At 67.3% G+C, this 17,593-nt stretch carries 15 protein-coding genes; 9 read left to right on the plus strand and 6 right to left on the minus strand.

Translation table 11 applies throughout. The annotated features are described in order from the left end of the window. Positions 1–7: 7 nt before the first annotated feature. Positions 8–1,708, minus strand: coding sequence for a helix-turn-helix domain-containing protein (locus ACFYPA_RS02170; RefSeq protein ID WP_359084174.1), 1,701 nt, complete (start codon positions 1,706–1,708; stop codon positions 8–10). A 268-nt stretch (positions 1,709–1,976) separates the two neighbouring features. Here ACFYPA_RS02170 and dnaK point away from each other — a divergent pair, with 268 nt between their 5' ends. Genes dnaK through ACFYPA_RS02210 form a run of 8 tightly spaced genes read left to right on the plus strand, consistent with a single transcriptional unit; the run spans position 1,977 to position 10,898 of the window. Then, positions 1,977–3,887 (plus strand): molecular chaperone DnaK, encoded by a 1,911-nt coding sequence (gene dnaK / locus ACFYPA_RS02175; protein WP_359084176.1) that lies wholly within the window; start codon positions 1,977–1,979, stop codon positions 3,885–3,887. Positions 3,888–3,896: 9 nt separating this feature from the next. Further along, positions 3,897–4,412: a nucleotide exchange factor GrpE gene (locus ACFYPA_RS02180; RefSeq protein ID WP_359084177.1), complete on the plus strand. Its 516-nt coding sequence runs from the start codon at positions 3,897–3,899 to the stop codon at positions 4,410–4,412. 6 nt (positions 4,413–4,418) lie between these two features. Beyond that, positions 4,419–5,366 (plus strand): DnaJ C-terminal domain-containing protein, encoded by a 948-nt coding sequence (locus tag ACFYPA_RS02185; RefSeq protein WP_359084178.1) that lies wholly within the window; start codon positions 4,419–4,421, stop codon positions 5,364–5,366. Further along, positions 5,363–5,773: a chaperone modulator CbpM gene (locus tag ACFYPA_RS02190; protein ID WP_359084179.1), complete on the plus strand. Its 411-nt coding sequence runs from the start codon at positions 5,363–5,365 to the stop codon at positions 5,771–5,773. The genes ACFYPA_RS02185 and ACFYPA_RS02190 overlap by 4 nt, the downstream gene beginning before the upstream one ends. Beyond that, positions 5,764–8,406 (plus strand): ATP-dependent chaperone ClpB, encoded by a 2,643-nt coding sequence (clpB, locus tag ACFYPA_RS02195; protein WP_389128895.1) that lies wholly within the window; start codon positions 5,764–5,766, stop codon positions 8,404–8,406. The genes ACFYPA_RS02190 and clpB overlap by 10 nt, the downstream gene beginning before the upstream one ends. A gap of 5 nt (positions 8,407–8,411) precedes the next feature. Next, positions 8,412–8,855 carry a thioredoxin gene (gene trxA / locus ACFYPA_RS02200; protein ID WP_359084222.1) on the plus strand — a complete coding sequence of 148 codons (444 nt, stop codon included), beginning with the start codon at positions 8,412–8,414 and terminating at the stop codon, positions 8,853–8,855. A gap of 28 nt (positions 8,856–8,883) precedes the next feature. Beyond that, on the plus strand, positions 8,884–9,147 hold the full coding sequence (locus ACFYPA_RS02205) for a UBP-type zinc finger domain-containing protein (RefSeq protein WP_359084181.1): 264 nt from the start codon (positions 8,884–8,886) through the stop codon (positions 9,145–9,147). After that, positions 9,147–10,898 (plus strand): FAD-dependent oxidoreductase, encoded by a 1,752-nt coding sequence (locus ACFYPA_RS02210; protein ID WP_389128898.1) that lies wholly within the window; start codon positions 9,147–9,149, stop codon positions 10,896–10,898. The genes ACFYPA_RS02205 and ACFYPA_RS02210 overlap by 1 nt, the downstream gene beginning before the upstream one ends. A 1,127-nt stretch (positions 10,899–12,025) precedes the next feature. Here ACFYPA_RS02210 and ACFYPA_RS02215 read toward each other — a convergent pair. The 5 genes from ACFYPA_RS02215 to ACFYPA_RS02235 all read right to left on the minus strand — a co-directional run bounded on the left by ACFYPA_RS02215 (position 12,026) and on the right by ACFYPA_RS02235 (position 16,120). After that, a complete protein-coding gene (locus ACFYPA_RS02215) occupies positions 12,026–12,391 on the minus strand; it encodes a catalase-related domain-containing protein (protein ID WP_359084183.1) in 366 nt (121 codons plus the stop codon). 196 nt (positions 12,392–12,587) lie between these two features. Then, positions 12,588–12,785: a hypothetical protein gene (locus ACFYPA_RS02220; protein ID WP_359084184.1), complete on the minus strand. Its 198-nt coding sequence runs from the start codon at positions 12,783–12,785 to the stop codon at positions 12,588–12,590. Between the two features lie 94 nt (positions 12,786–12,879). After that, positions 12,880–13,617, minus strand: coding sequence for an HNH endonuclease (locus ACFYPA_RS02225; protein ID WP_359084185.1), 738 nt, complete (start codon positions 13,615–13,617; stop codon positions 12,880–12,882). A gap of 386 nt (positions 13,618–14,003) precedes the next feature. Further along, complete coding sequence (locus tag ACFYPA_RS02230; RefSeq protein ID WP_359084186.1) at positions 14,004–14,423, minus strand: hypothetical protein; 420 nt, start codon at positions 14,421–14,423, stop codon at positions 14,004–14,006. A gap of 464 nt (positions 14,424–14,887) precedes the next feature. After that, positions 14,888–16,120 carry a TIGR02391 family protein gene (locus ACFYPA_RS02235; RefSeq protein WP_359084187.1) on the minus strand — a complete coding sequence of 411 codons (1,233 nt, stop codon included), beginning with the start codon at positions 16,118–16,120 and terminating at the stop codon, positions 14,888–14,890. 574 nt (positions 16,121–16,694) lie between these two features. On the opposite strand from ACFYPA_RS02235, the gene ACFYPA_RS02240 reads away from it, so the two are divergent. After that, positions 16,695–17,564 (plus strand): serine/threonine protein kinase, encoded by an 870-nt coding sequence (locus ACFYPA_RS02240; protein WP_359084188.1) that lies wholly within the window; start codon positions 16,695–16,697, stop codon positions 17,562–17,564. The last annotated feature ends 29 nt before the right edge of the window (positions 17,565–17,593 follow it).

Genomic DNA, 17,593 nt, shown 5'->3' on the forward strand with positions numbered 1-17,593 from the left:
ATCAGGGTCATCCGCCCAGAACTTTCCACACCCGGGTGGCGACGTGCAGATTCAGCCGGTTGTCGACGTCGCCGAGGTCCGTACCGCTGACCTCGCGGATGCGCTGGAGCCGGTAGCGCAGAGTGCTGCGGTGGATGGCGAGGGCGCCGGCCGTGGCGTCGTAGTTGCCGCCGCACTCGAAGTACTGGGAAAGGGTCTGGACCAGGTCCGAGTGGTGTGCGGCGTCATAGTCCAGGAGCGGCCCGAGCCACTCACGGACGAACTGCTCGACTTCGCGGTAGCTGCCCCCCGGCCCAAGGATGCGATAGAAGCCCAGCTCGTCGAAGGTGGTGGCGCCGTGCGGTGACCGCGAGTGCTGACGGACCTCCAGAGAGCGCAGCGCCTCCTGGTACGAGCGCGAGATCTCGCTCGGGGTGTCGCAGCGTCCGCCCACACCGATGGAACCGGTGGGCGAGCCCAGTTCGCCGGCCACTGCCTCGTACAGGGCCGTCGCCCGGGGACGGCCCTGCAGGACGAGGACGGCCATCCCGGACCGCCTGACCAGCATTGACCGCATCGACAGCCCGGCCGCAGCCCGGCCGACCGCCTGCACGAAGGTGTCGTCAGCCGGCTGGCCCACCCATTGCACCGCGGCAAGATAGTGCGGGCGGTGCAGGTCGTGGCCGAGCGCGGCGGCCCTGGCGTAGGCGCTGTCGTCGTCGGTGCCGGTGATCAGGTCGTCCACCAGCTCGCGCCGTAGCCGCAGTTCCACCTCGGCGAGGTTGCGCAGGTGGGCCAGTTCCAGGGCCAGCACGGTGCAGGCGTGATCGAGGGCGAACTGCTCCTGCTCGCCGGTACTGGCCGCGGGGTCGATCAGGGCGACGGTGCCGAGGACCTCGCCACGGTGCCGGGCCAGGGCGATGAGCCGCTCCCCCATCCGCACCGGCCGCAGCCGGCGGGCCGCCCCCTGCAGTAGCTCTTCGTGCGGGGCCGCCTCGGACTTGGGGTAGGGGTCGGGGGGGCCCGGGCCTGCCCAGGCCCGCAGATTGCCGAAGCGGTCCTCGATGGCGACCGGGTAGCCGGTGAGCCGGTGGAGGGCACCGGCGATGCCTTGTACGCCGTCATCGTTCGCGGAGACGTCATTGAGCATCTCGTGGACGGAACGCTGATGCTCCAGTTCGGAGAGCGACGTGGTGAGCCGGGCGTTCGTGGCCGAGTGGTCCTCGTTCACCTTCCGGAGCTGCTGTGCGCCGGCTCGCTCGGTCCGCCGGGTCATGGCATGTGTCAGGGCCGCCGCGGTCTGCTGCGCCAGGACTCGCAGCAGGAAACACTCGTCACCCGTGGGCTGTGATCGAGAACTGACCACCAATTGTCCGATGCTGTCCGCCTTGCCGCGCAGTGCGAAGTTCCAGCCCCATGCCCGGTCCGGCACCGTGACCGGCCCGTCCCGGCCGCTCTCCATCGTGACCTGGGCATCGATGTGGGGGGTGGCGTGCGACCAGTCGGCGGGGGTTCGGGTCAGGCCCCTGTCGGAAGTGAGGTAGGCGGCCTCGGCCCTGAACGGACCGAGGCTGCCCACGGCTGTGAGCGCCAGCGTCAGCACTTCGCGCTCGTCCGGCCCGTCGTTCATGATCATTGAGAGCACGAAAAGGCTGAACACGCTCGCCAGATGCTCACGGCCCCCGGTGTTTCCGGTGGATCTACCGGCGGCGCCCGAGGTCGTGGCCATGTCTGTTGCCGGGACCTTCCTGGGTGAACAATCCCTGAAGTCCCACGTTACTCATATATGTAGGTCCTGTCCGTGGATGCCCCTCTCTGTGCTCGTCCTGTCAGACCGAGCTCGCGTAGAGATTTCGGCCTCCCAGGCGCAGGCCGCGGGGCACCATCGGCGGTGAGACTGAAGCGGTCAGCGGTGATCCAGTGGTGCCGCGTGTCGTCCGGAGAAGGGGCCGTGTGCATGCAGGACCGTCATCCCATGTGCAACGAAGGAGTACCTCATGGCTAAGGCAGTCGGGATTGACCTCGGCACCACCAACTCCGTGATCGCCGCATGGGAGGGCGGTGAGGCGGCGGTTCTCCCGAACTCCGAGGGCAACCGCACGACTCCGTCGGTCGTCGCGTTCACCGACACGGGCGAACGGCTCGTCGGACAGTTGGCCCGCCGCCAGGCGATCCTCAATCCCAAGGGCACCATCTACTCGGCCAAGCGGTTCATCGGCCGCCGCTACGACGAGATATCCGACGAGGCAAAGGCCGTCGGCTTCGACGTGGTCGCCGATGAGCACGGCAATGCCCGCTTCGATGTGCGCGGCAAACTGTACGCGCCGGAGGAGGTCAGCGCCCTGGTTCTGCGCAAGCTCGCCGACGATGCCGCGAAGCAGCTGGGCGAGAAGGTGACGGAAGCCGTCATCACCGTCCCCGCCTACTTCAACGACGCCCAGCGCACCGCGACGAAGGACGCGGGGCGCATCGCGGGCCTTGAGGTCCTGCGCATCATCAATGAGCCCACAGCGGCGGCCCTCGCCTACGGACTGGACAAGAAGGGACACGAGACCGTGCTCGTGTTCGACCTGGGCGGCGGCACCTTCGACGTCAGCCTGCTCGACGTCGGCGACGGGGTGGTCGAGGTCCGGTCGACCGCGGGCGACAGTCACCTGGGCGGTGATGACTTCGACCGGCGGCTGGTGGACCACCTGGCGGACAACTTCCAACGGGACAACGGCATCGATCTGCGGAGCGACCCGCAGGCCCTGCAACGGCTCTTCGAGGCCGCCGAGAAGGCCAAGACCGAGCTCAGTTCGGTCACTCAGACTCCGGTCAGCCTGCCGTTCATCACTGCGGACGCCGCCGGACCGAAGCATCTCACCGAGACGGTCATGCGGTCCACGTTCGAGCAGATCACCGAGGACCTCATCGAGCGAACCATGGAACCGGTCAAGCAGGCGATGGCCGACGCCAAGATCAGCGAGAACGATATCGACGAGGTCATCCTGGTGGGCGGCTCCACACGCATCCCCGCCGTCCAGAACCTCGTCCGCCGGCTTACCGGCGGCAAGGACCCGAACATGAGCGTCAACCCCGACGAGGTCGTGGCCATGGGAGCCGCGATCCAGGCCGGGGTACTCAAGGGCGACGTCAAGGACGTCCTGCTGCTCGACGTCATCCCGCTGTCGCTCGGGGTGGAGACCCGCGGCGGTGTCATGACCACACTCATCGAGCGGAACACCACCATCCCGGTCCGCCGCACGGAGACCTTCTCCACCGCCGAGGACAATCAGGGAGCCGTCGACATCGTCGTCCTGCAGGGCGAGCGGGAGCTCGCGAAGGACAACCGTGTCCTCGGGCGCTTCCAGCTCAAGGACATCAGGCCCGCGCCCCGCGGTGAGCCGCAGATCGAGGTCACCTTCGATGTCGACGCCAACGGCATCCTGAACGTCACCGCACGGGACAAGAACACCGGAGCCGAGCAGGGCATCACCATCAGCGAGGGCTCCAACCTCGACCAGAGTGAGGTCGAGCGGATGGTCCGGGAAGCCGAAGAGAACCGCGGCGAGGACCAGGCGTTGCGCGAGGCGGTGGACGCCCGCAACGAATTGGACGCCGTTGCCTACCAGGTCGAACGCCGGCTGAACGAACTGGCCGACGCCGCGCCCGCGCACGAGAGGGCACGTGCCGAGATGCTCGTCACCGACGCCCGGGAAGCCGTCACGCAGGAAGCGCCGCTCGACAGGGTCAGGTCGCTGACCTCCGAGCTCCAGCAGATCCACGCGTCGCTGGCCTCCCACCAGGCAGGCGCGGGCACGTCCGCGGAGGACCAGGCCACGGCAGGCTCCGCGGCAGCGGGCGGGCCGAGCAGCTCCGGCGGATCCGACGACGACGTGATCGACGCCGAATTCGACAAGAGCTGAGGTGCGGTGATGTCCACCGAACAGGAGCCGACCACTCCCCAGGAGGAGCTGACCCAGGCCCCGTCCCCGGAGCAGCAGGAGGTGGACGACCACGCCGCAGCCCTCGACGAACTCCAGGACCGATGGCGTCGCGCGCTCGCGGACCTGGACAACCTCCGCAAGCGTCACGCGAAGGAACTGGAGCGCGAACGCGGTACCGAACGCGCCCGCACCGCGGCGGCCTGGCTGCCCGTGATCGACAATCTGGACCTGGCGCTCGCACACGCCGGATCCGACACGTCGGCCGTACTGGAGGGCGTCAAAGCTGTACGCGACCAGGCGGTCGACGTGCTCGGCCGACTCGGGTACCCCCGGTACGAGGAGACCGGCGTGCCCTTCGACCCAGCCAGGCACGAGGTCGTCGGCACCGTCGAGGACCCCGATGCCGAGCCGAACACCGTCGTCCAGATCCTGCGTCCCGGGTACGGCGAGGGCGGCCAACAGCTGCGTCCCGCAGCCGTCATGGTCACCAAGCGGCAGGAGTGACGCACCATGTCACGGGACTACTACGACGTGCTCGGGGTGCAGCGCAACGCGAGCTCCGACGAAATACAGCAGGCGTTCCGCGGACTGGCGCGCAAATACCACCCCGACATCAACAAGGATCCGCAGGCCGAGGAGCGCTTCAAGGAGCTCAACGAGGCGTACAGCGTGCTGTCCGACCCCAAGACCCGCAGTCGCTACGACCGCTTCGGCGAAGACTTCCGGCAGATCCCGGAGGACTGGGACGAGCGGGTGGCCGCAGGGGCAGGAGCCCGTGGCCGTGGTGCGTCCGGCCGGGGCGGCGACGGCGGGGTCCGGTTCGACTACGGCGAGGGATTCGACGGCTCCGGCGTCAACTTCGAGGACCTCTTCGGCGGGATGTTCGGCGGCGGAGACAGCGGCCGGCGCGGGGGGCCGGTACCCGGCGCCGACCAGGAGGCCGAGATTCAGCTCGGTGTCGAGGAGGCGTACCGCGGCGGCCACCGCAGCGTTACCCTCGCCGGGCTCAGCGGACAGCGGACCTATGACGTCAACATCCCCCGGGGTGTGATAGACGGGCAGCGCATCCGGCTGGCCGGGGAAGGCGGAACGGGGAGGGGCTACGGCCCACCGGGGGATCTGTACCTACGTGTACGGATCAAGCCCGACTCGCGATTCCGCCTGGAGGGCCGGGACATCCATGTCGCGGTGCCGGTGACGCCGTGGGAGGCGGCGCTCGGCGCGACGGTACCGGTTCCCACGCCCGGCGGAACTGCCAAGGTCACCGTACCCAAGGGCTCCTCCAGCGCCCGCCGGCTGCGGCTGCGCGGCGAGGGCATGCCCAACCCCCGTGGCACCGACGGAGACCTCTACGCGGAGGTCCGCATCATGGTGCCGCCCGAACTCACCGACCGGGAGCGTGAGCTCTTCGAGGAGCTGGCTGCCGTGTCCACCTTCGACCCGAGGAAGCCAGGATGACCCATGATCCGCGGCGTGCTGCCGCCGGGCCGGAGGCCGGGTATCGCCGGGTGACGGCCCCAGGTCCGCAGCAGCCCCTGAATGTCGTTGTCCGCAACTACGCCATCGTGCCGGTTCACAGACTCAGCCTCGACGTCGTGGCCCGACGCTCCGGACTCCACCCCGATCTCGTCGAGCGGTTCGTCACACTCGGCCTGGTCGACGCCACGCGGGACGACAAGGAGCGGCTGTGGTTCGAACCGACAGCCCCCGCCGCGCTCGCCCGGATCCAACGGCTACGGGCCGGGCTCCCCCTCAATTACGCATCCCTCGGTGTGGTGCTCGACCTGCTCGACCGGATCAGCGAACTGGAGGCCGCGTTGAGGCGCAGCAACGCCGGCTCTAGGAGTGATGAATCGTGGATATGAACCGGCTCACCCAGAAGTCCCAGGAAGCTCTTCAGCAAGCGCAGACGATCGCCGGCCGGATGGACCAGACCGAGGTCGACGGCGAGCATCTGCTGCTGGCGCTCCTCGACCAGCCGGAGGGTCTGGTTCCACGGCTCTTCGACCAAGCCGGCGCCGACACGGAGGCGTTGCGCGCCTCGCTCATGAGCGAGTTGTCACGCAGACCGAAGGTGACCGGCCCCGGCGCCACACCTGGGCAGGTATACGTCACCCAGCGGCTGGCCAAGCTGCTGGACACCGCCGAGCAGGAGGCCAAGCGCCTCAAGGACGAATATGTGTCCGTGGAGCACCTCGTCCTGGCACTGGCCGACGAGGGATCCAGGACCGCGGCGGGGCGCCTGCTCAAGGAACACGGCATCACCAAGGACTCCTTCCTGTCCGCGCTGACCCGGATCCGGGGGAACCAGCGTGTCACCTCGGCCACGCCGGAGAGTGCGTACGAGGCGTTGGAGAAGTACGGCCGCGATCTGGTGGCCGAGGCGCGGAACGGCAAGATGGACCCGGTGATCGGCCGGGACGCGGAGATCCGCCGGGTGATGCAGATCCTCAGCCGCAAAACCAAGAACAACCCCGTGCTGATCGGAGATCCGGGCGTCGGCAAGACGGCCATCGTGGAAGGCCTGGCACAGCGGATCGTCCGCGGCGACGTGCCCGAGGGGCTGCGCGAGAAGACCATCTTCTCCCTCGACATGAGCTCGCTGGTGGCAGGTGCCAAGTACCGCGGTGAGTTCGAGGAACGACTGCAGGCCGTCCTGAGCGAGGTCAAGGCCGCTGAGGGGCGCATCCTGCTCTTCGTCGACGAGCTCCACACGGTCGTCGGGGCCGGTGGCGGCGCCGAGGGCGCGATGGACGCCGGCAACATGCTCAAGCCGATGCTCGCCCGCGGTGAGCTGCACATGATCGGCGCCACCACGCTGGAGGAGTACCGCAAGCACGTCGAATCCGACGCCGCCCTCGAGCGCCGCTTCCAACAGGTCGTGGTGGACGAGCCGAGCGTGGAGGACACCGTCTCCATCCTTCGCGGCCTGCGCGAACGCCTCGAGGTCTTCCACGGTGTGAAGATCCAGGACACCGCGCTCGTCGCCGCTGCCACCCTCAGCCACCGCTACATCTCCGACCGGTTCCTGCCGGACAAGGCCATCGACCTCGTCGACGAGGCCTGCGCACGGCTGCGCACCGAGATCGACTCCATGCCGGCCGAACTCGACGAAAGCACCCGCCGGGTGACCCGCCTGGAGATCGAGGAAGCGGCCCTGTCGAAGGAGACCGACCCCGCCAGCCGCAAACGCCTGGAAGAGCTCCGGCGCGAACTGTCCGACCTGCGTGCCGAGGCCGACGCCATGAACGCCCAGTGGGAGGCCGAACGCCAGGCCATCCGGCGGGTGCAGGAACTGCGTCAGGAACTGGAACAGGTGCGTCAGGACGCCGAGGAGGCCGAGCGCAACTACGACCTCAACCGCGCCGCCGAGCTGCGCTACGGCACACTCACCGAGCTCGAACGCCGGCTGGCCGCCGAAGAGGAGGCGCTCGCCGCCAAGCAGGGCGAAACCCGGCTCCTGCGCGAGGTCGTCACGGAAGACGAGATCGCCGAGATAGTCGCCGCCTGGACCGGCATCCCGGTGACCCGACTGCAGGAAGGCGAACGGGAGAAGCTGCTGCGGCTGGACGAGATCCTCACCGAACGCGTGGTCGGTCAGAACGAGGCCGTCAAGCTGGTCAGCGACGCCATCATCCGAGCCCGCTCCGGAATCCGCGACCCGCGCCGCCCCATCGGCTCGTTCATCTTCCTCGGCCCCACCGGCGTCGGCAAGACCGAACTGGCCAAGACGCTCGCCGCGGCACTGTTCGACTCCGAAGAGAGCATCGTCCGCCTCGACATGAGCGAGTACCAGGAACGCCACACCGTCAGCAGGCTGGTCGGGGCGCCGCCCGGATACGTCGGCTACGAGGAGGGCGGCCAGCTCACCGAGGCGGTCCGCCGCAAGCCCTACTCCGTGGTCCTGTTCGACGAGGTGGAGAAGGCACATGCCGATGTCTTCAACACGTTGCTCCAGGTACTCGACGACGGCCGGATCACCGACGCCCAGGGCCGCACTGTCGACTTCCGCAACACCGTCGTCATCATGACCTCCAACATCGGATCGACACATCTGCTCGACGGGGCGAGCGCCGAGGGCGAGATCAAACCCGAGGCCCGGGCCCTGGTGATGGGTGAGCTGCAGAGCCACCTCCGGCCCGAGTTCCTCAACCGCGTTGACGACATCGTGCTGTTCAAGCCGCTGGGCATGGAGCAGATCAAGCACATCGTCGAGCTGCAGTTCAACGACCTGCGCCGGCGCCTGGCCGAACGCCAGGTCACCGTCGAGCTCACCGAACGGGCCAGGGAGCTCATCGCCCAGCAGGGCTTCGACCCCGTCTACGGGGCACGGCCGCTGCGCCGCTTCATCTCCCATGAAGTGGAAACGCTCGTCGGGCGGGCGCTGATCCGCGGCGATGTGCAGGACGGCTCGGCGATCCGGGTCGACGCCCAGAACGCTGAACTGGTCGTGACCTACGACGGGCCGGCCCGGGCAGACCATGGAATGGCTGCGTGAGAACGGTGACTACGAACCGGAGCAAGACGGTCGCCTGCGAGAAGTGCGGCCGTAAGAACCGGGTGCCGGCAGCAGCGGAGGGACGCCCGCAGTGCGGGAACTGCGGGGCCGCACTGCCCTGGATCGTGGATGCCGGCGATGACGACTTCGCGGAGATCGCCGAGCGGGCGGCGCCCGTCGTCCTCGTCGACCTGTGGGCCACATGGTGTGGTCCATGCCGCATGGTCAGTCCCGCGCTGGAACAGGTCGCCCGCGAGCTCGCGGGAAAGATCAAGCTCGTCAAGGTCGATGTCGACCAGGCTCCCCAGCTGTCCCAGCGGTTCCAGGTGCAGGCCGTGCCGACCCTGCTCCTTCTCGACAAGGGAAAGGTCATAGCGCGGCAGGCCGGCGCCGCTCCCGCCAAAACACTGCGCCAATGGGTGGAGGACACCCTCGCGGGGCGCCGCTGAGCCGCTCGTCAAGGGAAGGACGATCATCATGACCACCGAAAGCGACTGGCACCTGTCGCTCGTACGCCCGGTGACGCCACGCACACCCGAGGGCTGCGAGGAGTGTCTGCGTCTGGGCTCCCCATGGGTGCACCTCAGGTTGTGTCTGACCTGCGGTCACGTTGGATGTTGTGATTCCTCGCCGCTCAAGCACGCTCGACTGCACGCCGCCAACGTCGGCCACCCCATTGTGCGGCCCCTCGAACCGGGAGAGAACTGGCGCTGGTGCTACGTCCACGAGGCAATGGTCTGATGAGGGCGGGTACGGAGGACCCACACGGGGCCATCGCCGAAACCCCCGACCGGTTCGGCGCCTTCCCCCGGCTGACGTCGGAACAGCTCGAAGCGCTGACCCAGCATGGCGAGCACCGTCCCACGCAGAAGGGCGAGGTGCTGTTTCGCGAGGGCGAGCCGGGCGAGGAGTTCTTTGCCGTCGCCAGCGGGATGGTCGAGATCATCCACGACTACGGTGGTCCCGACGAACGCACCGTGGCCATGCACGGGCCCGGCCGGTTCCTGGGCGAACTCGGCCTGCTCGAAGGGCAGCCCGCATTCGACACCGCGATCGTGCGTGTGCCCGGCCAGGTCCTCGCGGTCCCGGTGGAGCGTCAACAGGCCCTGGTGGCACGTGATCCGGTCCTCGGAGACCTGGTGTTGCGCGCCTACCTGGGGCGCCGGTCCCTGCTCATCGGCCTGGGCGCCGGCTTCCGGATCCTGGGCTCGCGTTACTCACCCGACACCCTGCGGCTGCGCGAGTTCGCCGCCCGTAACCGGCTTCCGCACCGATGGATCGACCTGGAGAAGGACCCGGAAGCCGAGGCGCTGCTGCGCCGCTTCGGCATCCGTCCGGACGAGACGCCGGTCGTCATATGGAGAGGCGAGCAGGTACTGCGCAATCCCGACATCACGGACCTCGCCCGCCTCGTCGGACTCCCCCCCTCTGTGCCCGACTCCGGCGCATACGACCTGGTGGTGATCGGCGCCGGTCCGGCCGGACTCGCTGCCGCCGTCTACGGCGCATCCGACGGCCTCGCCACCGTCACCGTCGACGCCATAGCTACCGGAGGCCAGGCGGCCACTTCCTCGCGCATCGAGAACTACCTGGGCTTCCCGTCCGGGATCTCGGGTGGTGAACTGATGGAACGCTCGGTGCTCCAGGCCCGCAAATTCGGCTCCCGGATCACCGTCCCCGCCGAGGCCACCGCACTCAAACAACGCGACGGGCGGTACGCCATCACCTTCACGGACGGCTCCGAGGTACGGACCAGCACCGTCGTCCTGGCCTCGGGAGTGCGCTACCGCAGGCTCCAAGTCCCCGGTATCGACCGGCTGGAAGGCACCAGCGTCTACTACGCCGCCACGCTCCACGAAGCCAATCTGTGCCGAATGGACCCCGTGGCCGTGGTGGGCGGCGGCAACTCCGCAGGACAGGCGGTGCTCTTCCTCGCCGAGTACGCGCCCAAGGTGTATCTGCTCGTCCGCAGTGGCGACCTCGGCAAGGACATGTCGCGCTATCTCGTGGACCTGGTGACACGCCATCCGAAGGTCGAGGTGCTGACCCGCACCGAAGTGCGCCGGGTCGACGGGGAGGGGGCCCTGGACTCGTTGACCGTGGAAAACAGCGAGTCCGGCGACCGGCACGAACTGCCGGCACGTGCCCTCTTCGTCTTCATCGGCGCCCGGCCGCACACCGAATGGCTGAAGGGCGTAGTCGGGCTGGACACCCGCGGATTCGTGCTCACCGGCGCCGATGCCCGGGCATCGGCCGACCAGAGTCTCTGGGAATCGCTCGGGCGCGGACCACTGATGCTGGAGACCACGCTGCCGGGCGTCTTCGCCGCGGGTGATGTCAGGAGCGGATCGGTCAAGCGGGTCGCCTCCGCCGCGGGCGAGGGCGCCATGGCTGTCCGGCTCGTCCACGAACACCGGGCTCAGGAGGGCAACCTCGTCCGCGAGCCCGGGCGGAACGAGTCTCAGCCCGTGCCCGGCCAGTCGGCGTCCTGACGCTTCCCCTGCCGCCTGCGCGTGCCATGGGCGGCTTGGCGGACCGCCCTGTCGTCGTCCAGCGCCGGGGCGGGGGCTCACCTGCAAGTGTGTGCTCACCGGGAGGCCGGGGCACGGAGGTACGGGCACGGGAGGGCCCGGGCGACAATGGAGTTGCCGGGGCCGGAGGCGCGCCGATGACCACCCACTCCCCGCGCGGTGCAACAGGCCGTCCAGCCTGTCCCCCGTCCCCGGTGACGGGCATCGGAGTCGGCGGCGGTACCACGCGGTAGGTTCTCATCCGGCTCTCTCCGGTGTACGGGTGGGGGGGCGCCCCGACCAGCACAACAGCCCGGCCCGGATCCGCCCGCCGGGCGCCGCCGACAGGTGCGGGTCCTTCCCCCTGAGCGGGCGTCCGCCTGACGGCTAGCCGTATTGCCCTCCTATCAGCAGGTCCTGCCGGAGGACCGCCCGGTCGGTGCTCCGATGGCCAGGCGCTTCGTGTGCTCGTGGGCTGCGTGCGGCTGCCGCTGCCGAACCGAAGATTCAGGACCGGGACGCAGGACTCCGCGTCACAGATAAATCGCGTAACGCTGTTCGCCTTCGTCGGCGGACCACGGACCACGGACCAAGCCGAGAATCGCCGCTCGTCAGGGCGATTCTCAGCGCGCCCTGTGGTGGAAAGGCTGGGACCGCTGACCACGATCCCACGGTAGCGGGACTGGAAAAGTCCGGGTCAAAGCCGTTCAAGGACCGCCATCGCTGTACGGGAACCCACGTTCGCCGCACCCCGCGAGCCGTCCGCCACACGCAAAATGGCCCCAGAAAACTTGTTTCCCCAGGTCAGAAGGTTTCCTCAGGGTGAAACTGGTGGGGCGGGTGGGACTCGAACCCAAAGCGTGATGCCTCTCACCTGCGGAAACGCCACAGAGGCGGACATTCACATCCTGCTGGATCCCGCTGCGTCCGCCTCGATCCCCGGCAACCACGGTGCCGTGCGGTACGTACCGCACGGCTACGGGGCATCCACGGTCCTTGCAGTAGGAGACGGCCCACCCGGCACACCCGCTGCAAGGCAGCCAACCGTGCGGCTCAGCCGTAGCGCTTGCCGCCGACTCCGTTAACGCCTCTCCCCTTGCCCGGCGCAGTCACACCCCGTATCGACCGGGCCCGGGGAGCCGCAGGCGTATAGCCGTCCGCCCCAACCTTCGTAGTGGGGCCTGGGGGGTGTTGGGTTGGAGTGTTCGCGGGCGTCCGGTGACAAGGGCGCCCCGGGCACTTCTGTCTCCGGTGATGCGGCCGACGTTCCGCCAGTAATGGACCGCGCGTTCCAGGACCGGTCGGGAGACCTTGTTGAGGAGGTAGCAGGTCACGTTGCCGATCGGTCGTTCGCGGGCGTCGTCGTCGAGGACCTTGCGGACCATGTTGCCGGCCTGGGTGAAGTCGTCGCCGCGGAGTGCAGGGGGTAGGCCGCGGACCATCTGCCTTCGTCCCGGGGTTGTTGGAGTCGTCATCGGGAGCAACACCGAGAATTAGGGAGATCAGCCGCCCATCATGGCGGTACCCGACCGGTTCAACTGGGTTGGGGAGTAAGGGGCGCGTCATGCATGAACCATCCGCAAGTCTTCTCCAGCGCCCCCACAGAGTAGTCCGCGCTGCGCAAGTAACCGCCCGCTCGGCGGCGGAGCGGTGCCGCTCCGCCGCCTTGGGTCACGCGGTACGAACCTTGGCCTCGACCATTCGCACGATCAGGACGCTGATCAGCGCGCCCAACAGGTCCCCGACCTGCTCTGGACTGTAGCTACTCAGGAGCAGCAGCAGGCCCAACAGGAACAGCAGCCAGAGCAAGAGCTTCTGCCACCCGGCCAGGCGGGGCAGTAGGCCCCTCTCATGCGGATACGTCATCATGGAGTTGTCACCTCCTCTCGTAATAGCGGTGGTCGTGACGGCCGTCGGCCCCGTGATGCTGTGGTAGGTGCTCGGGGTCGACGGTGCATTTGGGCTAGGTCGCGCCATCCTCGCCAGCCATGCGCTCTACGGCTTCAGCAAGTACGCGCACGACCTCCTTCCGTCCTCCCGGGTCAAGGTGTCGGAACATTGCCCAAGCGCGGTCAAGCGGCGAAGGCGTCCGCTCCCCTCGGGCCATCCACGCCAACAGGACCGTTTTATGTTGCATGGACAAGTCCTGAATCTGGCGCGCCACCTCTTCCCGGTTCACGCTAGGGATAGAGGCTCCTCCGAGGTTGCAGCGATCACAGATAGTGACTAGATTTTCCGGCCCATCGGTGCCACCCTCTGCAAGCGAAACGAGGTGACGGACGGACAGCCTGGCAAGCGAATTCTGGGCATCAAGATGGGGTTCGCCAGCCGAGACGCCGCAGGACGTGCAGACGTAATTGTCACGGCGGAGAATCTCGCTTCGACGCACTGCGGAGGTTCCAATCTGGCGCTTCGCGACTAGGCGCCCTTCGGGACTCCAGACCGGCTCCCCAATTTTCACCAATCGCATGTGCACGCCATCGGCCATGCGCGCGATGTCGATCTCCCAGCCGTGCTCACGCAGGTCCCGCATACGCCGCTCCACCTGGGTCGCCCCAGGAAACGCCACACGCAGCTGCTCGCGAGTGAACGTGTTCCCCTCTCCCACTTCCGAGGCGAGCCAGGCCGCGACCCGAACCTTGGTACCCAGCTTCAGCTCCCCATCACGCCAATTTGGCGGTGGATTCGATACTCCCTTCACCCGACACCTCCTTCACCCTGACGTTTCGTGTGCCATCTGCCGCAGGACTCTACCGCCCTGGCAGCCTCACGGCAAGCAGACGGCAACAAGACGGCAGCCATCCGGCGGAGTGCCCGAAGACTTGCTAAGTCCCCGCCGTTGGACGGAATGAGTGGCACCGGAAGCTCCGTGGTCAGCGCCGCGGGCAGTCCCAGGTACTCGCGAACCGCAGCGTTGTCCCCGGTGACGCCGGCGAGACGGGCGGCGCCCCTCGAAGGTCTGGACTGGATGCGCGCGATCTCCGCTTGGGCGTCATCGATCGGGTCTCCGATGTCGATCAGCATGCGAATACCGTCTCCACCGACACGACGCTGGGGGCGACGGCCTTGACCATTTCGTCCAGGACGTCAGCACGGCCCGTCGGTGTGTGGGCCCCACATCAGGCGAGCGGCAAGAGTCTCGCCCGCAGGCCATCCCTCGGCCTTCCCGGCCTGGTGAAGGCGTTGCTCCATGCACAGCAGGACGGCGCATTTGTGGGTCCGGGCCAACCGGATGGCGGACGAGGGGGTCCAGCGGGCCGAGAGCCAGTTGCAGAGCGCAGCCGGAAGGCAATGCGGTCGGGGCGGGGTGCCCAGTCCGGCGGCGGCGGTGAGGCGGCTGTTCGCGGCGATCCGGTCGATGATGTGATCGACGCGGGAGCGCAGTTCAGAGAGCCGCGCGGAGGTGTCGAGGACGCCCATGCACCCCTTGTCGTTGAGCTGCCAGACCATCCCGGCCCGGACCTTGGCAAGACTGTAGACCGCGTCGCCCAGCAGATCGCGGTCCACTCCGCCTGCTGGATACGCAGCGGCAGCAATTCCCTATCCGCCACTGCCTCAGCTTGTCCTGTACTGCGAGCGCCATCGCGGCGTCGTTCGTCGGCTCGTCGTCGGGATGCTCCGCTCCCGCCACGGTGATTGTGCTCGGAGCCAAGAAGGTAGCCGAGGGCAGTGTCGATGAGCTGTGAGGCGTTGCCAAGTTCACGCCGCTCGGTTCCGGAGTCGTCGTCCCTGGTGATCGCGGCAACCTGGCCGGCCTGGTTGGAGTCGTAAGCGGCAAGCAGGCGGTAGGCCGCCAGGCGACGCAGGTCCTCGTCGGGAACCCAGGATGAGGTCAGCTCCGCCCAGGCGTTACGGCCCGGTCGGCGCGGGTCTGCCATAACTGGCTTGTAGTCCAGCCAACTCCAGACGTCGGTAATCGGCTAGCGCAGACCCACGACGTCCTCCCGGGCAGTCGGCCCCGCGCCGCGGGATCACTCTGTCGAGCCGTCAGCTTCCGTTGCCGAGCGGAGCCGTTGCTCGGCAAGGTCGAGTCTCCGCATCAGCAAGCTCGCGAAGGCCAGGATCTCAAGGACTTCCGCCTCCTCCTCCGCGTAATGAGGGCCGTGCGCACGTGGGTTGCGCAGTCCCGACATGGCGCCGCGGTACAGGTCGCGGAAGCCATCCTGTTCACTGACCTGAGACGCACCATCGGCCCGCACCACCATCAGCCGAGGAGTCACGCCACCGAAGGCGCTGCCCATTAGCTTGGCCCCGACCTCGGACGAATCAAGGAGCCCCTGCACTCGGTACTCCACAGCCTGGAACGCCTTCTGCACAGCGTCGGCGAGGTGACCGGACGCGTATCGGTCCGCCACAGCTTCCACTATCCCGTCATGAAGTGAGCATTCGACCGACCATCTTGAGGCGTCCTCGCTGCAAGCAGGAGAATCTACTTCGCGCTCATCGCGGTCCGGTTCGGTCACAACCGCTGCAATCATGCCTGCGACGCCAAGGTTTAGAACCAGATCACACCGACGACGCCAGTAGTCGGTGATCGTCTCAACGCCGGCGAACGGTCTGATCGCGCGATCGAATCGCAGCTCCCACCCAAATTCCTCACTGAACCCCGCCCCCTTGAACTGTGGTTCGCGCGTCAATAGCTTTGCGGCCCTCAACATTAGGTCGAAGCGTCCCTCACGGCGCGCTGCGTTCCTCTTCTCGGCGTCAGGGCCCAGGAAAGAGAGACCAGCAAACGGAAAGTTGCTGTCCACGAAGTAAGACATACTTTTCGGCCACGGCAACCCGGATTCCTTGAGGATGTTGATAGCCCGCCCCTTCCGGAGGAATGGATCACGGCGCTCAGAAGTGGGCTTCCAATGCCGGTCCGCCTCTGCGGCAAGCCGAGTCAACAAAACTGCACCTTCTACTTCGGGTAGAGCAGAGTCACCGGAGCAGTTGATCGCACCCATCAGAGTGAGTTCCAGTGGCGTCTCAGGGGAGGGCAGATGATTCCACCGGTTCCGATCAGGCCCGATGAGCAGCCCCTCAGGAAGCTGCTCGAAGGCTTCCTCGCTGCTGACTCCCTCCGCGTACAGTGTCCTGTCGATGAGGTCGAACTCTGGCCAGGCACTGGACTCGCGGAAGTGCTGGAACACGCGATCGATCACCAGCTGTCCGGCGGCACCGGCTGGAACATTTATCCGATGTCCAGTCAACTCGCCCACGTATGCCCCTTTTTGCTGCGCCACTAGTCTGTTGGAAGCGTACGCACTGCCGTGAGGCTCGTCGCCTCCTTTCGCAGCGCTCTTTTCCCTGAGGAAAACTCAGCGGACGTCCGGGCTTCAGGGGGCTGGCGGCCCTGCCGGGGGTGCAGGGCTGCGGCCAGCGCCGGGGCTAGCCGGTTACAGCGAGGCGGTTGCCGAGGCGGAACGGATGCTGCGTAGGTGGGAGGCCAGAGCTGTCGCCTTATCCATGCCGATGTGGTCCGTGGCGAGCTGGGCCAGGACGGCTTTGGGCTATCACGGTAGTCCGGCCGATGACGTCCTTCGCTCCGGATAGACCCCATGCCGTATTTGAGATGCTGCGCGTTCCACTTCTTGATCAGACGAGTGGCCGTTGGATAGGCTCCACCGATACGGTGTGTGACGCACGGGGAACATCTTGTGTGCAGCCACCGGCCCAGGGGGGTGGGCTGTGCCTGACTCAATAGCCGTGCCGACGGGTGTCCAGCCAATCAGTTTTGACGTGCACGTAGTCCGCGGGGGAGGCCTCGGCGGAGCCCGCGACGACTTCGAAACGATGATCGCTCAGCTCGCCGCCGCAACTACCCCAAACGTACGGTCCGTCGCTGCCAACCCGGGCGACTGGGGTATCGACACCTTCGCTGGAAACCTCGGCGGGGCGATCACAGTGTGGCAGTCGAAGTACTTCATGCATGTCACCACCAAGAAGCACGTACAGCAGGTCGAAGACTCGCTCGACAACGTGCTGAAGGCAGCCGTTAAGAACGGCCACACCATCGCCAGCTGGATTCTGTGCATCCCTTCCAGCATGGACGGCCCCATGACGGCATGGTGGGACACGTGGACGAAGGCGAAGGAGAAGGAACACAGCCTCGTCATCCAGCTCTGGGACGAGACCGCCCTCCGGAAGAAGCTGCTTAGCCCCGAAGGCGACGACGTGCGTCGCGGCTTCTACGAGACGTACGCTCAGGCCGCCCCCGCCTCCGTGGAGCAGCTTCGGCTGGTACTCGAAGTCGAGGACGACAAGGCAGCCGCCCTTGGCTCCGCCTTGTTCATTCGGCAGATGGCCGAGGCCGGTCACGTGGAGCTGGACTCGGCCAAGAGGCAGTTCTTCAATGCCGATCTTGTGGCTCGCGAGATCGCGCACAAGGACGTTCCGGCGGAGGTGGCTGCGCTCAGTTCCGCCGATGCGACGCTCCACGGTCTATGGGAGATGCAGTTCAACGAATGCACGGCCGAGGACGCGCTTCGGGTTCTCCACCCCCGTGTTTGGCGGGATGTACGCAACGAGCACGACAAACTGCCGAAGTCGCTCCGCCTGGAGCTGGTGCATAGCTGGGGGCTGGTCCACCGGCTGGTGGACAACCGCAAGGCGGGCTGGGTCAAACACTGGCGGCAGATCGCCGCCGAGCACTCCGACGGCTGACCGCCGTCGCCTGTCCGACCTACGAGGAG

The organism is Streptomyces sp. NPDC005775, from assembly GCF_042871565.1.
In the GTDB taxonomy this organism is placed as follows: Bacteria; Actinomycetota; Actinomycetes; order Streptomycetales; family Streptomycetaceae; genus Streptomyces.

What these genes read in the sequence shown, in the direction of transcription:
- ACFYPA_RS02240 (WP_359084188.1), top strand. Translation starts at nt 16,695, where the DNA reads ATGATCGCTCAGCTCGCCGCCGCAACTACCCCAAACGTACGGTCCGTC.
- ACFYPA_RS02210 (WP_389128898.1), top strand. Translation starts at nt 9,147, where the DNA reads ATGAGGGCGGGTACGGAGGACCCACACGGGGCCATCGCCGAAACCCCC.
- ACFYPA_RS02185 (WP_359084178.1), top strand. Translation starts at nt 4,419, where the DNA reads ATGTCACGGGACTACTACGACGTGCTCGGGGTGCAGCGCAACGCGAGC.
- ACFYPA_RS02190 (WP_359084179.1), top strand. Translation starts at nt 5,363, where the DNA reads ATGACCCATGATCCGCGGCGTGCTGCCGCCGGGCCGGAGGCCGGGTAT.
- ACFYPA_RS02205 (WP_359084181.1), top strand. Translation starts at nt 8,884, where the DNA reads ATGACCACCGAAAGCGACTGGCACCTGTCGCTCGTACGCCCGGTGACG.
- dnaK (WP_359084176.1), top strand. Translation starts at nt 1,977, where the DNA reads ATGGCTAAGGCAGTCGGGATTGACCTCGGCACCACCAACTCCGTGATC.
- ACFYPA_RS02220 (WP_359084184.1), bottom strand. Translation starts at nt 12,785, where the DNA reads ATGATGACGTATCCGCATGAGAGGGGCCTACTGCCCCGCCTGGCCGGG.
- ACFYPA_RS02215 (WP_359084183.1), bottom strand. Translation starts at nt 12,391, where the DNA reads ATGACGACTCCAACAACCCCGGGACGAAGGCAGATGGTCCGCGGCCTA.
- ACFYPA_RS02170 (WP_359084174.1), bottom strand. Translation starts at nt 1,708, where the DNA reads ATGGCCACGACCTCGGGCGCCGCCGGTAGATCCACCGGAAACACCGGG.
- ACFYPA_RS02180 (WP_359084177.1), top strand. Translation starts at nt 3,897, where the DNA reads ATGTCCACCGAACAGGAGCCGACCACTCCCCAGGAGGAGCTGACCCAG.